Raw genomic sequence first — 19,411 nt, forward strand, 5'->3', positions numbered from 1 at the left:
AGAATTGGAATGAAACTTCGCTCTCTCGCACTTGCCATCGGCAGCTTGGTGACCGCCAACGCGTTCGCTGGTCAAGTTATCTCTATCGATCCGGATGGCAACCTGGGTGCCCAAGGCGCCATCTCCGTCGGCGCACTGGGCTGGAACACCGGCAACGTGATCTCCCTGCCGACCGCTGGCGGGGTCGTTCTGCCGGTCCCGACCGGCACCATCCAGACCTATGGTCACTCTTCGCTGGCCAACTTCAACGACGCCGGCGGCAACAGCATCACCGGCACCGGCCTGGGCAGCGCCTACGAGTGGACCTACGTGTTCGGCACCCGTGAAATCGGCATCCCGGCTGGCGGTGCTTTCCCGAGCGCTGACTTCCTGACGACCGGCGGCGGTGAGAACTTCTTCCGCGTGTATTACTCCGGCGTCGATTCCAGCATGGTCAATGGCACCGGCTTCTCCAACGGCACGCTCATCCTCGAAGGCTCCATCCGTGCCTACGACGCGGCCGACGGCACCGGCGTGGGTGGCTTCAAGGTCACCTCTGGCGCCACTGCCAATCTCGACAAGAACGGCACCAACGATTACCCGGGCATCACTTCCACCCAGGGTACCGGCTCCACCAAGCTGAAGGCGGACGTAACTTTCTACGACCCAAACTTCTTCCTGACCGGTCTGTCGTCCATCGTTCTGGTGCTGGACACCTTTAACAGCCAGCCCTTCGACAAGACCGATCCGTCCTCCTGCTTCACCAACAAGGCAGGCGCGTTGATCCCGGGTGCGGGCCACAACACTGCTGCTGGCACCGAGTGCACCAGCGCAATCGGTTCGGTGAACGGCAAGCTGCTGGCTGGCGCTGACGCGACCAAGCAGGGTGTCATGTTTCAGACCCGTGCGACCAACGACTTCGTTGCCAACCGGATTCCGGAACCCACTTCCCTGTCCCTGGCAGGTCTGGCCCTGTTCGGCTTCGGCATGAGCCGCCGCCGTCGCGGCGGCAAGTAAGACCAAGTACCAGAAAGTCAGTTTGGAGGACTGCCTCCAGACTGCGGACAAACCCCCGGCCTCGCCGGGGGTTTGTTTTTTTGGAGCTCGCCCTGCCCGCGGCAGCAAGCTCCAGAGCTTGTGTTCAGTGCTCGTCCGGGGGACGGAACATCGCCGCCACCTTCCGGACAACAAAAGCCGGAGGAAACAGGCCTCCGAAAATTCGCTGCCCAAAGACGCCCTTCGCGGTCGTCACAAGCACATCACCACGTTTCAAGCCCCCGAGCGAAGCCGCCACAACCGACTCCACGCTGGCACGGGCTTCACCCAGGGCGCTGCCGTAGGCGCCAGCCCGCGCATCGAACTCGGTCGCGGTAGGCCCCGGCACCAGCGTCTGGACCACCACCCCCAGGCTCCGCCACTCCTCACTCAGCGCCAGGCTGAAACTGTGCACAGCCGATTTCGAGGCCGCATAAGCAGCCATGTACGGGACAGGTTGGTAGACCGCCGGCGAACTGAGGTTGATCACGGCAGCCCCCTTGAACGAGGCAAGGTCATCGGCGAACAGCCGGCACAAGACAACCGGAGCAACGGCATTGAGCGTCATCTGCTGGCGGTGGACATCGGCCGACGCGCCGGCAAAGCGCCCCCAATGCCCGGCTCCCGCATTGTTCACCAGCAAGCGGATGCGGATCCCCTCCTCGCCAACACGGCGCAGCAGTTCCGTCGGCGCATCCGGCTCACTCAGATCATGGGCGAGTACCAGACATTTCACCCCCGTATCACGTGCCAGGGAGACAGCCAACTCGTTGAGCACGTCAGCCCGCCGCGCCACCAGAACCAGATTCATGCCCTCGGCTGCAAGAGCCCGACAAAAAGCCAGGCCGATGCCGCACGACGCGCCCGTCACCAGCGCCCAATCACCTCGCCAACTGGAAATATCCACATTCATGCAATCTGCTCCCTGTTGATCCCGATCATCTGATCCGCCATGCGCAAGGCACTGGCGGCGATGGTCAGCGCCGGATTTGTGCCTCCGCTCGACGGAAAGAAGGACGCATCGGCCACGTAGAGGTTGTCCACCTGATGTGCCCGATTGTTCCGATTGAGCACGCTGCTGGCAGGGTCGTCCCCAGCCCGACATGTGCCGCAGACGTGGGCGATGCGCTGGTTGTTCTCGGCTTGCTTGATCAGCAGCATCCGGTAGGGCTTCAATATTGCAGCCACCTCTGCCCTAACCGCGGCGATACGCTTCCGCTCATAAGGCCTGACCCGATAGTCGATACAGACTTCGCCCCCCTCCCCAACGAAGACCCGGTTATCGCGGTAAGGCAGATCCTCCGTGATCGATGCCAGCATCGTCGCTCGCCCGAACAGGGTACGCAAAAAAGGCTCCATCAGCGGCCGAGCAGCTTCGATGGCCAGGCCGGCCGCCTTGAAAAGCGCATGCTCGACGTCATCCCGAACGCTATCCACGAGCACCGCAGGCGGCGGCAACGCCCCAAAGGACTGGACCGTTCCGAACTTGCCGGCAGACGACAGGTAGAGGTCATTCAGGGCCACCTGCTTGGCTCCTTTCCCCAGGCCTGCATCCTTGGTGAAGACGGCATACAGATCGACAAAATGCCGCATCATCATCCGCCCCACCAATCCGGAACCATTGGCCAGGCCTTCAGGCCACCAATCGCTCTTCGAACGCAGCAGGAGATGCGGAGTGGCCAGAGCCCCCGCTGCTAACACGAAGGTCTCGGCCTCGATGCTCACCGGCTGGCCGTTATGCACGGCGCGCGCGCGCTGCACCCTGCTGTGGTCGGCATCCAGGCCGACGATGTCGCAGTTGTCCCACAGGGTTGCACCGTATTCCGAGATCGCAGTCGCCAGGCAGATTCGCGCACTGTCGTTCTTGCAGCTGTTGCCGCACAGATAGCCCTGACAGCCCGAGCAGCCGGAAATCTGCTCACACCCGACAGGCAGGCGGTAGGGGTTCAGCCCCTTGGCCGCGAAGAAGCTCATCAACTCGCGGTTCGGTGGTTCGAGCGCCTCCCCCTCAGCACGGTACTGTCCGGCCTCGCCCCCTGTCTTCAAGGGGTCAGGCCCTCCCTGTACACGATACAAGGCCTCAGCCTCACGGTAGTAGGGCAGCAGTTCCTCGAAGCTCACCGGCCAGGCCTCCGGCAATTCGGCGCCGTGATCACCGGGAAAATTGCGGGCCGGCGTGAAGTCGGCAGGGAAGAAACGCTCCAGCGCCGCACCGTAGAGGGCACTGGAGCCGCCTGTGCCGGATCCAATATAAGGAATGAAACGCCGTGTCCGACCCTGGGAAACGTCGTGAATCTCGTCCCACCACCGGCCGGCGGCCGCCATGGCATCGCGGTCGGCCGGCGTCGGCACGCCCCGATGCCCCTTGAAAACCTCCGCATAGTTCCCGCAACGGGCACCCGGATCATTCAGGTAGGACCGCCCCTTCTCGCAGAACAGGACCTTCCGGCCAGCCCGCGCAAGGATATAGCCAAGGGTGGCGCCCCCCATTCCCGTGCCGACGATCACCACATCCCAAGGACCGCCGCGCGGAGCAACTGTTGTCATATTCCTGCCCCTCTGAGTATCTCCCTGGGAATCTACCGGAATATATACCTTCCCGGGGCGCCCACCATGCCGGAGGAAAGATAACGCATGGAGAACACAAGCGCATCGCCGCCTCGCGCTCCATGTCGCTACGGCTCACCGTAACGCTGGTGGATAATATGCAGTATTCTTTTCCAGTTTGCCTAGCGACGCCTGCTACAACCCATGCAGCCTGACACCACACGCCGCGATATCGTCCTGGCCTTCCGAAACATCGTCCGCCAACGACGACGCTCCCTGTTCGCCCTCGCGACCATCGCCGGGGGTGTCATCGCGCTCATGCTGGCCGGCGGTTTCATTCAGTGGATTTTCGACAGCATGCGGGAATCCACCATCCGGGCACAGCTGGGACATGTCCAGATCGTTCGTCCCGGCTTCTATGAAAAGGGACTAGCGGATCCTTATTCCTATCTCTTGCCCGAGAAGGATCCACTCTTCGCCAAGATAGGCCAGACGCCCGGCGTGCGTACGATCGCGCCCCGCCTAGCCTTCACCGGCCTGGCAAGCCACAACGACTCGACGATTTCATTCTCCGGCGAGGGGGTCGATCCGGACCGGGAAAAAGAACTGAGCACCTACCTGTATATCGTTGACGGCGAACCCCTGTCGGCCGATGCGCCCAACGGAATCATCATCGGCCAGGGCCTTGCCGCCAATCTGGGCGTCAAGACGGGAGACACGATCGTGCTTCTGGCGGCCACCACCAAGGGCGGCCTGAATGCCGTCGAATGCAAGGTCCGGGGGCTGTTCATGACGGCGGCCAAGGCCTATGACGACGCATTCCTGCGGGCTCCGCTCTCCGTCGCCCGGCAACTGTCCCGGGCCGCCGGCGCAACCAGCTGGCTGGTCCTGCTGGATCAGACCGCCGACACCGACCGCTTCATCAGGGCAACCCAGGCTGAAGCTGATCGCAAGGATCTGCAGTTCATTCCATGGCACGAACTGGCTGACTTCTACAAGAAGACCGTCGTCCTCATGTCCCGCCAGGTCGGCGGCGTGGAGCTCCTGATTGCGCTGATCATCATCCTGTCGATTTCCAACACCCTGTCGATGGCGGTGATCGAACGTACCGGTGAAATCGGCACGATGATGGCATTGGGCGTGCGCCGCAACGGCGTGCTGCGCATGTTCATTCTCGAAGGCCTGCTCCTCGGTACCCTGGGCGGCCTGATCGGCATCGTGCTCGGCAGTCTGCTCGGCTCCCTGATCTCCTACGTCGGCATCCCGATGCCCCCCCCGCCGGGGATGTCCACCGGAGTGACCGGGCGCATCCACCTGCACCCCTCCCTGATCATCGAAGCGCTGTCCCTGGCCATCCTGACGACACTGGCGGCGAGCATATTCCCCGCCATCAAGGCATCCCGGATGAACATCGTGGATGCCCTCCGCCACCAACGCTGAGCCTGCCCGACCATGCTTTTCAAGCTCGCCCTCAGAAACGTACTCCGCCAGAAGATTCGTAGCGGCATGACCCTTGCCGCCATCATCTTCGGCGTGGTCGGCCTAATCCTCGCCGGGGGCTTCGTGCAGGATACTTTCATCCAGCTCGGCGAAGTCATCATCCATTCCCAGACCGGACATCTTCAGATCTTCAAGAAGGATTTCATCGAGAAGGGGACCCGGTCGCCGGAGCGCTTCCTGATCGAAGCGCCGGGCGAACTTGCCCGCCGCATCGAGAAGCACGACGGCGTTGATCAGGTGATGGGGCGGATCTACTTTTCCGGTCTGCTCAACAACGGCAAACGCGATCTTTCCATCATTGGTGAAGGCGTCGAGCCGGACAAGGAAACCAAGCTGGGCAGCTTCATCATGATCTCGGAGGGTCGCCATTTGAAGGACAGCGACCGCGAAGGCATCCTTCTCGGCCAGGGTGTCGCCAAGACCCTCGGGCTAAAGCCGGGAGACCGGGTGACGCTGGTACTGTCGGCCGCCGAAGGCGCCATGAATACCCTCGACTTCGAAGTGATCGGCGTCTTCCAGAGCTTCTCCAAGGACTTCGACGCACGGGCGGTCCGGATTCCCCTCTCGGCGGCCCAGGAGCTGATGTTCACGAAGGGAAGCAACATGCTCGTCGTGTCCCTTCACAAGACCGAGGACACCGATCGCGTCCTTGGCGAAGTCACTACCGAATTGCAGGGCGGCGCCTACGATGTGCGCAGCTGGAAGAGCCTTTCGGACTTCTACGAGAAGACGGTGCAGCTCTACGACCGCCAGTTCGGCGTGCTGCAGCTGATCATCCTGCTGATGGTCCTGCTGTCCGTCACCAACAGCGTCAATATGAGCGTCTTCGAACGCCAGGGCGAATTCGGCACCATGCAGGCGCTTGGCAACCGGTCGCGGGACATCGTCAAACTGATTATTGCCGAGGGAGCAATCCTCGGCCTGGCCGGGGCGGTGATCGGCGTAGCGCTCGGGGTGGCAGCCGCCCTTATCATTTCGGCCATCGGCATTCCGATGCCACCACCGCCCAATGCCAATGTCGGCTACACGGCCTACATCCGGATCGTGCCGCTGACCCTGGTCAGTTCTGCCTGCGTGGGATTCTTCGGAACGGTGCTGGCCTCAATCCTGCCGGCTTTCAAGGTAACTCGCCAGCAGGTCGTCGACGCCCTGCGCCAGAACGTCTGACGCAGGGCAAGACAACGGAAGGTCAGGAGCGATAGTCCGCGTTGATCTTCACGTAGTCGTAGGAGAAGTCGCAGCTCCACAGGGTGGCTGCGACATCGCCGCGGGCCAGATCCACCCGGATCGTGATCTCGGCGGCAGCCATCACGCGGGCGCCCGCAGCTTCCTGATAGCTTGCGGCCCGCCCGCCCTTTTCGGCAACCAGGACTTCTTCACCGTTGCTGGCCAGCCATACGCGCAGCGCGGAAACATCCAGGTCACCAATGCCGGCATAACCGATCGCGGCCAGAATCCGTCCCAGGTTGGGATCCGACGCAAAGAAGGCCGTCTTGACCAGCGGCGAATGACCAATCGCATAACCGACCTTGCGGCACTCTTCGCGATCCTTGCCGCCCTCGATCTGCAGGGTGATGAATTTGGTCGCGCCCTCACCATCCCGCACGATCGCCTGGGCCAGCCAGATCGACACTTCCAGCACCGCGGCGCGGAAGGCCGCGTAGTCTGGCGACGTCGTGTCGGCAATGGTGGTATTTCCAGCCTGGCCGGTGGCGATGAGGATGTAGCTGTCGTTGGTGGAGGTATCGCCATCCACCGTGATGCTGTTGAAGGACAGGTCGGCCACTTCCTTCAGCAGCGCATCCAGCACCGGCTGGGCCACGTCTGCGTCAGTAGCCAGGAAGCCCAGCATGGTCGCCATATTGGGCTTGATCATGCCGGCACCCTTGGAAATGCCGGTGAGGGTGATGGTCTTGCCGCCAATCTGGACCTTGCGGGAGGTCGCCTTGGCCACCGTGTCGGTGGTCATGATGCCGTGGGCGGCGTCGTACCAGCCATCGGCTTTGAGGGACGCCTTCGCGGCGGGCAAACCCGCCACGATGCGCTCGACGGGCAGCGGCTCAAGGATCACGCCCGTCGAGAACGGCAGCACCTGACCGGCCTCGACAGCCAGCTCCGTGGCCACGGCCGCACAGGTTTCACGGGCCGCCGCCAGGCCGGGCTCACCGGTACCGGCATTGGCTACGCCGGTATTGATCACCAGCGCACGGATATTGCCGGCCGGCAGATGCGCCTTGCACACCTGGACAGGGGCGGCACAGAAGCGGTTCTGCGTAAACACGCCGGCCACTCGGGCACCGGGGGCCAGTTCAATCAGCGTGAGATCCTTCCGGTTGGCCTTGCGCACCCCCGCCTCGGTCACACCAAGACGAACTCCGGCAACGGTATACAGGGCTGAGGCATCAGGAGGGGAAAGCAGGACAGGCATGGCAGGCTCCGGAAACGAGTGCGGATGAAAAAGGACCCGCAATGATAATCCCTGAGCCCTTACCGGCGCACCCGCGAGCTGTCGCCTTTACCACTTGGACTGCGCATAATCGCTGTCCGGGACACGCATCCCTACCGCCAGACTGGCTTGCAGGGCGAAATGCTGCACGGCCCGCCAGCTCTCGTCATCCAGCGGCTTCCCGCCCCGGTCGGCATACAACACCCCGATCTGCCGATTGGGCATGCCAAAGGGCACGACGAAAGCGTGGTTGCATGCAGTCACCCGGAACAGCCGCCGGATTCCCTTCGGGGCATGCTTAGGCGTGACCCAACAGGCCACACCGCTGTCGATCGCGGTATCGATCACGTCTTCAGGATCACCGTCCATCGGAAACGCGAACTGGGCGCACAGCCCCTCGCCGCCCGCCCCCAGGGCCGCCTTGCCTTGCAGCTGGCTCCGGTCCGGCGTCAGCAATGCGACGACGACGCGCTCGCAACCGACACCCCGATACACCCCTTCCAGCACCAGCTGAAGGATGTCGGCGATGCTTGCCCGGCTCAGGGTCAATGCGGTCAGATCATGCAGGATACGTAGCTGCAGGCCAGCATCGGGCCCGCTCGGGATCACTGCTGCCGGCACTTCCGGCTCCGCCGGCAGATCCCGGTGCGGGATGATCCTGGCAGCCTCCGGGGCGCCAAAGGTCCCCGCCACCCGCGCCGCCTCGTTGGAATTGACGATCACCTCGGCCTGCACGGTCGACACGCTCTGTCCGAGGTAGTCCGCCACATCGCGGATGGCCTGCCGGCCAACCTGGGAATCCCAGCCGCTTTCCGCAGCACGGGCCAGGCGATGGCCGAGGACGACCGCCCGCTCGGGACCGCGGCTGCGCGGATCCCCTTCAAGGGCAGCCGCCACCAGGCTACCGAGGCGCCATTCACGAACCAGTCCGACCGACAGGTGACGCAACGGAAACCCCAGCACGACCTGCTGGGCCTCTTCCTCGCGCATCTGGGACTGGGAAAGACAGCGATCAAGCATTTGGGCCTGCTCGCCACCAAAACACCAGAAGGCCATCTCGCCGACACGTGCCAGCAGCGCTGCAATGAACACTTCCTCGCCGGCGCCGTCACCGCGCTTCGCCGCCACCCAGCGCGCCTGCACGGCCGCATGGAAACTGCGGGCCATCTCGATCTGCACCCGGCTGCGCACGCCCCCCTGCAGCAGGGAGTCAATCAGGGACACCGAAAGGGCCAGTTCCGCCACCGGATCGAAGCCAAGCACCACGATGGCCCGCGAAACCGTATTGACGCCCTGGTGAGCGTGATTGAAATAGGCGCTGTTGGCCAGCCGCAGTACCTTGGACGTCATCGGTGCATCCTTCAGGATGACCTGGGCTAGCGCCGACGCCGACGCCCGCTCATCGTCCATGATGGCGCGCAAGGCCTGCACCGTGTGCCCGAATACAGGCATCTCACACCCGCGAATCCGGGCGATCCATTCCGATAAATCCTGACCGTTCTGACTCATCCCTTCACCTCTCGCCCCATAACGGCCGACATTCGCCCATCTTGAGGCAGACTGCAAAAGAACGGGGCCGGCATGACGCCGGCCCCGTAATGTGCAGGAAGCTATTTCAGTTCAGCTTGCCATGGCAATGCTTGTACTTCTTGCCCGAACCGCAGGGGCAGGGATCGTTGCGGCCGGCCTTCGGCGCGACGTTCACCTGCGGCTGCGCGGTATCCCGGTCCGGGTTGGCCGTCGCCAAGGCTTCTTCGTAATCGGCATGATGGTACTGGACATTTTCCAGCTCAGGCGGTGCCTCGGCCTCCTCCAGCTGCGCCTCGGAACGGATCTGCACGGTCATCAGCAGCTTGGTGACTTCGGTGCGCACCACCTGCAGGAGGTTCTCGAACAGCTCGAAGGCTTCGCGTTTGTATTCCTGCTTCGGGTTCTTCTGCGCATAGCCGCGCAGGTGGATGCCCTGGCGCAGATGGTCGAGGGCCGACAGGTGCTCACGCCAGTGGGTGTCGAGGCTCTGCAGCATCACATTGCGCTCGAAGCCGCGCCAGGCGCCGAGATCCACCAGGGCAACCTTATCCGCATAGGCCTGGGCTCCGGCCTCCAGGACGCGCTGCAGGATGTCTTCGTCAGCCAGATTAGGCTCGGCCTTGACCCATTCGCCAATCGGCAGCTTGAGCTGGTACTCGGATTCCAGCGCCAGTTCGAGCGCGGGGATGTCCCACTGCTCCTCGACGGAGTCGGCCGGCACGTAGATGCGGAACAGGTCGTGCAGCACGCCCTCGCGCATCGCCGTGATGGTTTCGGCGATGTCGGCGCTTTCCAGCAGCTCGTTGCGCTGCTGGTAGATCACCTTGCGCTGGTCGTTGGAGACGTCGTCGTATTCGAGCAGTTGCTTGCGGATATCGAAGTTGCGCTGCTCGACCTTGCGCTGGGCAGTTTCTAGCGAACGGGTCACCATACCCGCCTCGATGGCCTCGCCCTCGGGCATCTTGAGGCGCACCATGATTGCGTTGAGACGCTCGCCGGCAAAGATCTTCATCAACGGATCTTCGAGGGACAGGTAGAAGCGGCTCTCGCCCGGATCACCCTGACGGCCGGAACGACCACGCAGCTGGTTGTCGATACGCCGCGACTCGTGACGCTCGGTACCGATGATCTTCAGGCCGCCAGCCGTCAGCACTTGCTCGTGGCGCACTTTCCACTCTTCGCGCAATTTGCTGATCTGGGCATCCTTATCCGCGGCGGACAGAGACTCGTCCTCGCGGATCAAGGCGATCGGCTTCTCCACGTTGCCACCGAGCACGATGTCGGTACCACGACCGGCCATGTTGGTCGCAATCGTGATGACGCCCGGCCGACCGGCCTCCGCGACGATCTCGGCTTCCCGCGCATGCTGCTTGGCATTGAGCACGTTGTGCGGCAGCTTGGCGCGAGTCAGCAAGTCAGACAGCACTTCGGAGTTTTCAATCGACGTCGTGCCGACCAATACGGGCTGACCGCGGGCCACCGACTCCTTGATGTCGGCGACGATCGCATCGTGCTTTTCCTTCAGGGTGCGGTACACCTTGTCGTTCTGGTCCTTGCGGATCATCGGACGGGAGGTCGGCACGACGACAGTCTCGAGGCCGTAGATCTGATGGAATTCGTAGGCTTCGGTATCGGCCGTACCGGTCATGCCGGACAGCTTCGAATACATACGGAAGTAGTTCTGGAAGGTGATCGAGGCCAGCGTCTGGTTCTCGGCCTGGATGCGCACACCTTCCTTTGCCTCGACGGCCTGATGCAGGCCCTCGGACCAGCGGCGTCCGGACATCAGACGGCCAGTGAATTCGTCGACGATCACCACCTCGCCGTCCTGCACCACGTAATGCTGGTCCTTGTGGTACAGCGCGTGGGCGCGCAGTGCCGCATAGAGGTGGTGGATCAACAGGATGTTGCTCGGGTCGTAGAGGCTGGTTCCCTCGGCCAGCAGGCCCAGGTTGCCAAGGATCTGCTCGGCATGTTCATGCCCCTGCTCGGTGAGCAGCACCGAATGCGCCTTCAGGTCGACGGTGTAGTCACCCGGCGTGGTGATGTTCTCGCCCTCGCCCTCTTGGACGCTGAGGAGCGGCGGCACCGCGTTCATGCGCATGTAGAGCTCGGTGTGATCCTCGGCCTGGCCGGAGATGATCAGCGGCGTCCGTGCCTCATCGATGAGGATGGAGTCCACCTCGTCGACGATGGCGTAGTTAAGGCCGCGCTGCACCCGCTCGGCCACGTCGTACACCATGTTGTCGCGCAGGTAATCGAAACCGAACTCGTTGTTGGTGCCGTAGGTGATGTCCGCGGCGTAGGCTTCCTTCTTCTGGTCGTGGGGCATCTGCGACAGGTTGCAGCCCACGGTAAGACCGAGGAAGCGGTAGATGCGGCCCATCCAGTCGGAGTCGCGGCTGGCCAGGTAATCATTGACGGTGATGACATGCACGCCCTTGCCGGACAGCGCGTTGAGATACACCGGCAGCGTGGCGGTCAGCGTCTTGCCTTCGCCGGTGCGCATTTCGGCGATCTTGCCGTCATGCAACACCATGCCGCCAACCAGCTGCATGTCGAAATGGCGCATCCCATGCACGCGCTTGCCGGCCTCCCGTACCACCGCAAAGGCTTCGGGCAGCAGCGCATCGAGACTCTCCCCGTTGGCTACGCGCTGACGGAATTCATCGGTCTTCCCACGCAGTTCCTCATCGGACAAGGCCTGAATTTTCGGCTCCAGCGCGTTGACGCTGCGCACCGTTTGCGTGTACTGGCGAATCAGGCGGTCGTTACGGCTGCCGAAAATTTTCTTGAGTAGGCCTGCGATCATTTGATTTGGAAGGGAAAACGCGGCAAAACGCCGATTCTAACATGACGTCCGGACGCGACCATGGCGGTCCAGCGGGCGGGCGCCCGCTTGTACGACACGAACGTTCTCCATAGCATGGGGGCGCATTCCTGAAATCCAAGTCCTATGAGCACCAGTTCGATCGACAATTTCCTCGGCAGCGGCTCTGCCCTGTCCCGCATTCAGGCCCACGCGGCGCGCCTGCTGCGCCTGCAGGGGCAAATCAACCGCCTGCTGCCCGACTACATGGCGAGCGCCTGCAAGGTGGCCAACCTGAAAGGGGAAGAGCTGATCCTGCACGTCGATAGCGCGGGGCTTGCGGTCAAGCTGCGCCAGGCCGTGCCGAGCCTGCTGGTCGACCTGGCCCGGGCCGGCGTGTTGCTCCGCGATATCAAGGTGAAGGTTGCGGTACGGGAATACCGCCCTGCACCACCGCCACCGCCGTCCCGCCATATCAGCGACTCGACACGTAGCGGGCTTGATCAACTGGCATCTGGTCTGCCCGCCGATTCGCCGCTGGCCAAGGCACTGAAACGCTTCGTGAAGAGTACCGGCTAGACGAAGGGGACGAGCACCCGTTCGAGGATGAGCAGCGCGAAGAACAGCAGCGCAACGATGATGGCATAGCGGAACAAACGCCAGCCGAGGACCAGATAGCGCCGCTCCCGCGTGAAGATGAAGGCGAACACCGATGCGCCGATCCCGATCGCCACCAATACAGCCACGATCCGCATGATCAGCACGGCAGGGCCTCAGGCGCTGGCGAGGTCGAAGAGCTGGGCCACCGCCGGCGGAGTCTTGGCGTCTTCTTCGAAAGTGACGATTTCCCAGGCGCTGCGGTCTTCCAGCAGCACGCGCAGGATCTGGTTGTTGAGGGCATGCCCCGACTTGTAGGCGCTGTAGGACGCCAGCAGGGAATGGCCGGCCAGGTAAAGGTCGCCGATCGCATCGAGCACCTTGTGCTTTACGAACTCGTCCGCATAGCGCAGACCATCGGCGTTCAGCACCCGGTACTCGTCCATCACGATAGCGTTGTCGAGGCTGCCCCCCAGGCCGAGCCCATTGGCACGCATGAACTCGACGTCCTGCATGAAACCGAAAGTGCGTGCCCGGGAGACTTCACGCACATAGGAATGCTCCGCAAAATCAACGGTCACCGAAGTGCCAGTACTGTCGATGGCGGGATGATTGAACAGGATGGAGAAACTCAGCTTGAAGCCGTCATAAGGCTCCAGGCGCACCCACTTGTCCCCTTCCACGTACTCGACCGGCTTGATGACCCGCAGAAAACGCTTGGGCGCCTTCTGCTCCTCGATGCCGGCGGACTGGATCAGGAACACGAAAGGCCCGGCGCTGCCGTCGAGAATGGGGATCTCGGCCGCGTCCACGTCGATGTGAGCATTATCGATACCAAGACCGGCCAGTGCCGACATCAAATGCTCGACAGTATTGACCTTGGCGCCATCCTTCTGCAGCCCGGAACACATGCGCGTGTCACAGACCGCGTATGGATCGGCTGGCAGGTCCACGACCGGATCGAGATCCACCCGATGGAACACGATGCCGGTGTCCGGCGCCGCCGGACGTAGCGTCAGGGTGACCTTGTTGCCGCTGTGAAGCCCCACACCGGTAGCACTGACGACGGTTTTCAGGGTTCTCTGCTTCAACATGATGGCCGGCCTCGCATTCAACTCGTTGAATTTTAACACACCACTATTGCCGCACTGCAGCAAAAGCTGCTCGGGCGACCCTAGAAACAACAAACGCGCAGCGGACGGAGGCGACCTCCCGCTGCGCGTTTGTCCGGGCCACCGGCGTGACGCCGGCTGGCTGGCTTAGTCCGCCTGCTTGCGCAGGAAGGCCGGGATATCCAGCGTGGACATGCCGTTGGCGCTCATCGCCTCGACGGTCGTACGAGACGTACGGCGGATCACCGCCGGCAGTTCCAAGTTGCCGTAATCCACTTCCATGCCGACGTTGTCGGTACCGGTGCGAATCACCTGCATTTCCGGCTTGCGCGCCACGGCCGCACGCACCACGCCGAGACCGGTGGCCACCACGGTGACGCGAATGCGGTCTTCCATATCCTCGTCGAAGACGGTGCCGTACTTGACGAAGGCTTCCTGGGCCGCAAAGGCCTGCACGGTACGCACCGCATCGCGCACCTCAGCCATCTTCAGGCTGCGGTTGGCGGTGATGTTGATCAGCACGCAACGGGCGCCGGACAGTTCGGTGCCTTCCAGCAGCGGCGACACGGCAGCCTGTTCGGCGGCGATGCGGGCACGGTCGAGGCCGGAGGCCTCGGCGGAACCCATCATCGCACGGCCCATCTCGGCCATCGCGGTACGCACGTCCTGGAAGTCCACGTTCACCAGACCATGCACATTGATGATTTCGGCAATGCCGCCCACGGCGCAGGTCAGCACATTGTCTGCGGAACGGAAGCACTCCTCGAAGCTGGCATCGTCGCCATACACTTCCAGCAGCTTGTCATTGAGCACGACGATCAGGGAGTCCACCTGCTTGGAGAGCTCCTCCACGCCGCTCTCGGCGACGCGGATGCGGTTCTCGAAGTCGAAAGGCTTGGTCACCACGGCCACGGTCAGGATGCCCATTTCCTTGGCGATCTCGGCCACCACCGGCGCAGCACCGGTGCCCGTGCCACCGCCCATGCCTGCAGTGATGAAGCACATGTGCGCACCTTCCAGTGCCGCCGCGATGGCGTCACGGGACTCCTGGGCGGCCGCACGGCCCGCCTCGGGCTTCGCACCAGCCCCCAGGCCGCTCTTGCCGAGCTGAACCTTGGTATGCGCCAGGCAACGGGTCAGGGCCTGGGCATCAGTGTTGGCGGCGATGAAATCGACGCCCTGCACCCCTTCGCGGATCATGTGATCCACTGCGTTACCGCCCGCACCGCCAACACCAATTACCTTGATGTTCGTGCCACCGGCCGCCTTTTCAACAATTTCAAACATTTACCTCGCCTCCAAGAAAACTGCGCTGATCGTGCCAGTGCGCAATCGGCCCCGTATTTAGTGATAACCCTAAATTTTACAGCTAAATAAAGGCCGGCCGCACACAGTTATCCAAATGCAATGATTTCGCCCGCCGGAGTCACCGGCCCTCAAAAATTACGTTCAAACCAGGACTTCATCCGCGAAAATACCTGCCCCACGTTGCGCGTCTGCCGCGCCTGCAGACCCCGCCGTTTCTGCGCGGCCCCCTCCATCACCAAACCCATCGCGTTGGCGTAGCGCGGCTCACAGACCACGTCGGCCAGCGCGCCGTCGTACTTCGGATAGCCGATGCGCACCGGCATGTGGAAGATCTCCTCGCCCAGCTCGACCATGCCCTGCATGACGGCGGCGCCGCCGGCCAGCACGATGCCGGAGGACAACAGTTCCTCGTAGCCCGAGCGGCGCAGTTCGGCCTGAACCAGTTCGTACAGTTCGCACACGCGCGGCTCGATCACATCGGCCAGCGCCTGACGGGACAGCTTGCGCGGCGGACGATCGCCGACGCCCGGCACCTCGATCATTTCAGATGCGTCAGCCAGCGTGTGCATCGCAACGCCGTGGCGGATCTTGATTTCCTCGGCCTCGGCGGTCGGCGTACGCAGCGCCATCGCGATGTCGTTGGTGATCTGGTCGCCGGCGATTGGAATCACCGCGGTATGTCGGATCGCGCCCTGGGTGAACACCGCCAGATCGGTGGTGCCACCGCCAATGTCCACCAGGCATACGCCCAGTTCCTTCTCATCTTCCGACAAGGTGGCGTAACTGGAGGCCAGCGGCTGCAGGACCAGGTCGAGCACTTCAAGGCCGCAGCGGCGCACGCACTTGACGATGTTCTGGGCCGCGGACACCGCACCGGTGACGATATGCACCTTGACCTCCAGGCGCACGCCACTCATCCCGATGGGTTCGCGCACGCCGTCCTGGCCGTCGATGATGAATTCCTGGGTCAGGATGTGCAGGATCTGCTGGTCGGCCGGCAACGGCATCGCGCGGGCAGTTTCGATGACCCGTTCGACGTCGATCGGCGAGACTTCCTTGTCCTTGATCGCCACCATGCCATTGGAGTTGAAGCTGCGGATGTGGCTGCCTGCGATGCCGGTATACACGTCGCGGATCTTGCATTCGGCCATCAGCTCGACCTCCTGGATGACCCGGGAGATCGCATCGACGGTAGCCTCGATGTTCACCACCACGCCCTTCTTCAGGCCCGAGGACGGCTGCGTGCCGAGGCCGATCACATCCATGCGGCCGTCCGGCTTGAGTTCGGCCACCACGCAGGTGATCTTGGACGTGCCGATATCGAGGCCGACGATCAGTTCCTTGTATTCCTTGCTCATCGCTTACCTTTGCTTTCTTGCTTGCCCGCCGCCGCAGCAGGCGGTATCGGCCGGAGGGCAAAACCACTGGGGTAGCGGAGATCCACTACCGCCACATTCATGTTCACTTGCGCCTTGGCGCGGGGGTAATACTTCACGAAGCGGGCCAGGCGCTCGTCGATCGGCGCCTTCGGCTGGTCGTGTCCGAGCTCGATGGTGAGCCCATCGTCCATCTTTAGCTGCCAGGCCTCGCGGGCCGACAGTGAGACGCCGACGAGCTGCTTGCCGAGGGGGCCGAGCTTGTGCGTGAAATCGTCAAACTTGCTCAGCAGCACGCCGGACGAGCCTTCGGGCCCGCTGAAGACCGGCATCCGGGCATTGCTGGCCGCCGAGAACACCTCGCCATAGCGATTGACCAGGCGCATGTCACCAGTCTCGCCAACCCGCCAGTAAGCCGACGCGACGTGCTCCTCAAGGCGCACTTCGATTCCACCCGGCCAGTGCCGGCGCACATCGGCACGCCGCACCCAGGGCAGCTTCTCGAAAGCCCCGCGCACATCGTCCAGGTCGACCGTGAAGAAATTGCCACGCAGCGACGAACGCGCCGCGTACTCGAGCTGGGCTGTGGTGACCTGGGCGAGCGGCGTCATCACCACCACTTCGCGCAGCGGGTACACCGGCAGGCGCGATATCGCCGCCACCGCCGCGTAGCCGAGGCCCGCCGCGCCGAACACCATCAGCGCGTCGGAAATGAGATTGAGGAGCTGCGGACGGTCCCACAGCCCGTTTCCTCCCGCATCCCGGGCCGGACGCGTGGCGCGCCCGCGCTTCGCCGGGGCGGCCTTGCCTCCTGCCGGCGGCGGAACGTTGGAGGTGGTGCGCTGGTCAGCCAAGACGCGCTCCGGCAAGGATTTCCAGGCAAAGGGCCTCGAAGGACAGACCAGACACACGGGCCGACATCGGCACCAGCGAGTGGTTGGTCATGCCCGGCGCGGTGTTGATCTCCAGCAGCGTAAAGCGGCCGTCCTCGCGCAGGATCAGGTCGGCACGGCCCCAGCCGCGGCAGCCCAGCACTTGGGCGCAGCGCACAACCGCCGCCTTGATCTCGGTCTCCAGGGCCTCCGGAAGACCGCTCGGGCAGAAGTACTGGGTATCGTCGGTGAAATACTTGTTCTGGTAGTCGTAGTTGCCACCCGGCGCGACGATGCGCACCAGCGGCAGGGCTTGATCGCCGAGGAAGGGCGCCGTCAGCTCCTGGCCGCTCACGAACTCCTCTGCCAGGACCAGCGAATCGTACTTGGCGGCCAGTTCCCAGGCCGCCTTCAGCTGGCCCGCCTCGGTCACCTTGGTGGCGCCCATGCTGGAGCCTTCATGCACCGGTTTGACGAAAATCGGCAGGCCGAGCTCGGCCACAACCGCATCCCAGTCCGTCTTCTCGTCGAGGATCGCAAAGCGCGGCGTCGGCAGGCCGCTGGCCAGCCACACCAGCTTGGTGCGCCACTTGTCCATGGCGATGGCCGATGCCATCACGCCACTACCGGTATAGGGAATGCCCATCAGCTCAAGGGCGCCCTGCACCGTGCCGTCTTCACCACCACGCCCATGCAGCGCGATGAAGACACGATCAAAACCCTCTTCCTTGAGGATGTGCAGATCCCGCTCGGCCGGATCGAAGGCATGGGCATCCACGCCCGCGCCCTGCAGCGCCGCCAGCACGGCACCACCCGACATCAGGGAAATCTCCCGTTCAGCAGACGTCCCGCCCAGCAGGACCGCCACTTTTCCGAATCGACTGCTCACCTCAGTTGCCACCTTTTTAGACTCCACCGCTTACCAGTTTGCCGGGCACGGCGCCGATGCTGCCGGCCCCCATCGTGATCACCACGTCCCCGTCCTGCGCCGCGGCCAGGATGGCCGCCGGCATGTCTTCGATGTTCTCGACGAACACCGGCTCGATCTTGCCCGCCACGCGCAGCGCCCGCGCCAGCGAGCGGCCGTCGGCCGCCACGATGGGCGCCTCGCCGGCGGCGTACACATCGCCGAGCAGCAAGGCGTCGACCGTGGACAAGACCTTCACGAAATCCTCGAAACAGTCCCGCGTACGCGTGTAGCGGTGCGGCTGGAAGGCCAGCACCAGGCGCTTGTGCGGGAAGGCGCCGCGGGCCGCGGCGATGGTCGCCGCCATTTCCACCGGATGGTGGCCGTAGTCGTCGATGACGGTGATCGCACCGCCACTCGGCAGGGCCACCTCGCCGTAGCGCTGGAAGCGCCGGCCGACGCCCTTGAACTCGGCCAGGGCCTTCACGATGGCCTCGTCGGACACACCAACCTCGGTCGCTACCGCAATCGCCGCCAGCGCATTGAGCACGTTGTGGCGGCCCGGCAGGTTGAGCACCACGTGCAGGGGCTCGAACTCCCCGTGGCGACGCAGTACGTCGAACGTCATCTTGCCGTCCACCGCGTGGATGTTCTCTGCATGCACGTGGGCCGACTCGGAGAAGCCATAGCGGACGATCTGCTTGGAGACCAACGGCACGATGGAGCGCACGTGCTTGTCGTCGTCGCACAGCACCGCCACGCCGTAGAAGGGCAGGTGCTGCAGGAAATCCACGAAGGACTGCTTGAGCCGCGCGAAATCGTGGCCGTAGGTTTCCATGTGGTCGGCGTCGATGTTGGTAACCACCGAGATCACCGGCGTCAGCAGCAGGAAGGACGCGTCGGATTCGTCCGCCTCGGCAACCAGGAAATCGCCCTTACCCAGGCGCGCATTGGCCCCGGCGGCGTTGAGCTTGCCGCCGATCACAAAGGTCGGATCCAGCCCGCCCTCGGCGAGGATGCTCGCCACCAGCGAGGTGGTGGTGGTCTTGCCGTGGGTACCGGCAATCGCGATGCCCTGCTTGAGGCGCATCAGCTCAGCCAGCATCTGGGCCCGCGGCACCACCGGAATGCCGCGGTTGCGGGCGGCGATGACTTCCGGGTTGTCGCCCTTGACGGCGGTGGACGTCACCACTGCGTCAGCCTCGGCCACGTTCTCGGCCGCATGCCCCTGCACCACGCGGGCACCCAGCGCCTGCAGACGGCGGGTCGCCACGTTGTCGCCGAGGTCGGAACCGCTGACCTCGTAGCCGAGGTTGAGCAGCACCTCGGCGATGCCGCTCATGCCAGCGCCACCAATCCCGACGAAATGAATGCTTTTGACTTTGTGTTTCAC

The 19,411-nt window shown here is 63.5% G+C and carries 16 protein-coding genes; 4 read left to right on the plus strand and 12 right to left on the minus strand.

Going from position 1 to position 19,411, the window contains the following annotated elements:
• The first annotated feature begins 9 nt into the window (after positions 1-9).
• The gene (locus tag ACE3RX_RS09420; RefSeq protein ID WP_374482683.1) at positions 10-996 is read left to right on the plus strand and encodes a PEP-CTERM sorting domain-containing protein; all 987 of its coding nucleotides are present in this window, start codon (positions 10-12) and stop codon (positions 994-996) included.
• A 124-nt stretch (positions 997-1,120) separates the two neighbouring features.
• Here the strand turns inward: ACE3RX_RS09420 and ACE3RX_RS09425 are convergent, their stop codons facing one another.
• Positions 1,121-1,927, minus strand: coding sequence for an SDR family NAD(P)-dependent oxidoreductase (locus ACE3RX_RS09425; protein ID WP_374482685.1), 807 nt, complete (start codon positions 1,925-1,927; stop codon positions 1,121-1,123).
• Positions 1,924-3,522 (minus strand): GMC oxidoreductase, encoded by a 1,599-nt coding sequence (locus ACE3RX_RS09430; RefSeq protein WP_374482687.1) that lies wholly within the window; start codon positions 3,520-3,522, stop codon positions 1,924-1,926. Before ACE3RX_RS09430 ends, ACE3RX_RS09425 begins: the two co-directional genes overlap by 4 nt.
• A 243-nt stretch (positions 3,523-3,765) precedes the next feature.
• Between ACE3RX_RS09430 and ACE3RX_RS09435 the strand changes: the two genes are divergently transcribed.
• Positions 3,766-5,001, plus strand: a complete 1,236-nt coding sequence (locus ACE3RX_RS09435; protein WP_374482689.1) for an FtsX-like permease family protein — start codon at positions 3,766-3,768, stop codon at positions 4,999-5,001.
• 12 nt (positions 5,002-5,013) lie between these two features.
• Positions 5,014-6,228 carry an ABC transporter permease gene (locus tag ACE3RX_RS09440; protein ID WP_374482691.1) on the plus strand — a complete coding sequence of 405 codons (1,215 nt, stop codon included), beginning with the start codon at positions 5,014-5,016 and terminating at the stop codon, positions 6,226-6,228.
• A 22-nt stretch (positions 6,229-6,250) separates the two neighbouring features.
• On the opposite strand, the gene argJ is transcribed toward ACE3RX_RS09440, so the two are convergent.
• From argJ to secA, 3 genes are all read right to left on the minus strand, one after another.
• Positions 6,251-7,489: a bifunctional glutamate N-acetyltransferase/amino-acid acetyltransferase ArgJ gene (gene argJ / locus ACE3RX_RS09445; RefSeq protein WP_374482693.1), complete on the minus strand. Its 1,239-nt coding sequence runs from the start codon at positions 7,487-7,489 to the stop codon at positions 6,251-6,253.
• A gap of 87 nt (positions 7,490-7,576) precedes the next feature.
• On the minus strand, positions 7,577-9,016 hold the full coding sequence (locus tag ACE3RX_RS09450) for an HDOD domain-containing protein (RefSeq protein ID WP_374482695.1): 1,440 nt from the start codon (positions 9,014-9,016) through the stop codon (positions 7,577-7,579).
• Positions 9,017-9,122: 106 nt separating this feature from the next.
• A complete protein-coding gene (gene secA / locus ACE3RX_RS09455) occupies positions 9,123-11,849 on the minus strand; it encodes a preprotein translocase subunit SecA (protein WP_374482697.1) in 2,727 nt (908 codons plus the stop codon).
• A 144-nt stretch (positions 11,850-11,993) separates the two neighbouring features.
• Here secA and ACE3RX_RS09460 point away from each other — a divergent pair, with 144 nt between their 5' ends.
• Positions 11,994-12,425, plus strand: a complete 432-nt coding sequence (locus tag ACE3RX_RS09460; protein WP_374482699.1) for a DciA family protein — start codon at positions 11,994-11,996, stop codon at positions 12,423-12,425.
• Here the strand turns inward: ACE3RX_RS09460 and ACE3RX_RS09465 are convergent.
• The 7 genes from ACE3RX_RS09465 to murC form a co-directional block, all read right to left on the minus strand.
• Positions 12,422-12,601 (minus strand): hypothetical protein, encoded by a 180-nt coding sequence (locus tag ACE3RX_RS09465; protein WP_374482701.1) that lies wholly within the window; start codon positions 12,599-12,601, stop codon positions 12,422-12,424. The two genes, ACE3RX_RS09460 and ACE3RX_RS09465, sit on opposite strands and share 4 nt — an antisense overlap.
• A gap of 18 nt (positions 12,602-12,619) precedes the next feature.
• Entirely contained in the window at positions 12,620-13,537 is a 918-nt protein-coding gene (gene lpxC / locus ACE3RX_RS09470; protein WP_374482703.1) for a UDP-3-O-acyl-N-acetylglucosamine deacetylase, read from the minus strand.
• A gap of 165 nt (positions 13,538-13,702) precedes the next feature.
• Positions 13,703-14,842 (minus strand): cell division protein FtsZ, encoded by a 1,140-nt coding sequence (ftsZ, locus tag ACE3RX_RS09475; RefSeq protein WP_374482705.1) that lies wholly within the window; start codon positions 14,840-14,842, stop codon positions 13,703-13,705.
• Between the two features lie 149 nt (positions 14,843-14,991).
• Positions 14,992-16,221, minus strand: a complete 1,230-nt coding sequence (ftsA, locus tag ACE3RX_RS09480; protein ID WP_374482707.1) for a cell division protein FtsA — start codon at positions 16,219-16,221, stop codon at positions 14,992-14,994.
• On the minus strand, positions 16,218-17,093 hold the full coding sequence (locus tag ACE3RX_RS09485; RefSeq protein ID WP_374482709.1) for a cell division protein FtsQ/DivIB: 876 nt from the start codon (positions 17,091-17,093) through the stop codon (positions 16,218-16,220). Before ACE3RX_RS09485 ends, ftsA begins: the two co-directional genes overlap by 4 nt.
• The gene (locus ACE3RX_RS09490; protein WP_374482711.1) at positions 17,086-18,000 is read right to left on the minus strand and encodes a D-alanine--D-alanine ligase; all 915 of its coding nucleotides are present in this window, start codon (positions 17,998-18,000) and stop codon (positions 17,086-17,088) included. The genes ACE3RX_RS09485 and ACE3RX_RS09490 overlap by 8 nt, the downstream gene beginning before the upstream one ends.
• Before the next feature lie 16 nt (positions 18,001-18,016).
• Entirely contained in the window at positions 18,017-19,411 is a 1,395-nt protein-coding gene (gene murC, locus ACE3RX_RS09495) for a UDP-N-acetylmuramate--L-alanine ligase (RefSeq protein WP_374482713.1), read from the minus strand.

It is taken from the genome of Zoogloea sp. (assembly GCF_041914405.1).
Lineage (GTDB): Bacteria > Pseudomonadota > Gammaproteobacteria > Burkholderiales > Rhodocyclaceae > Zoogloea.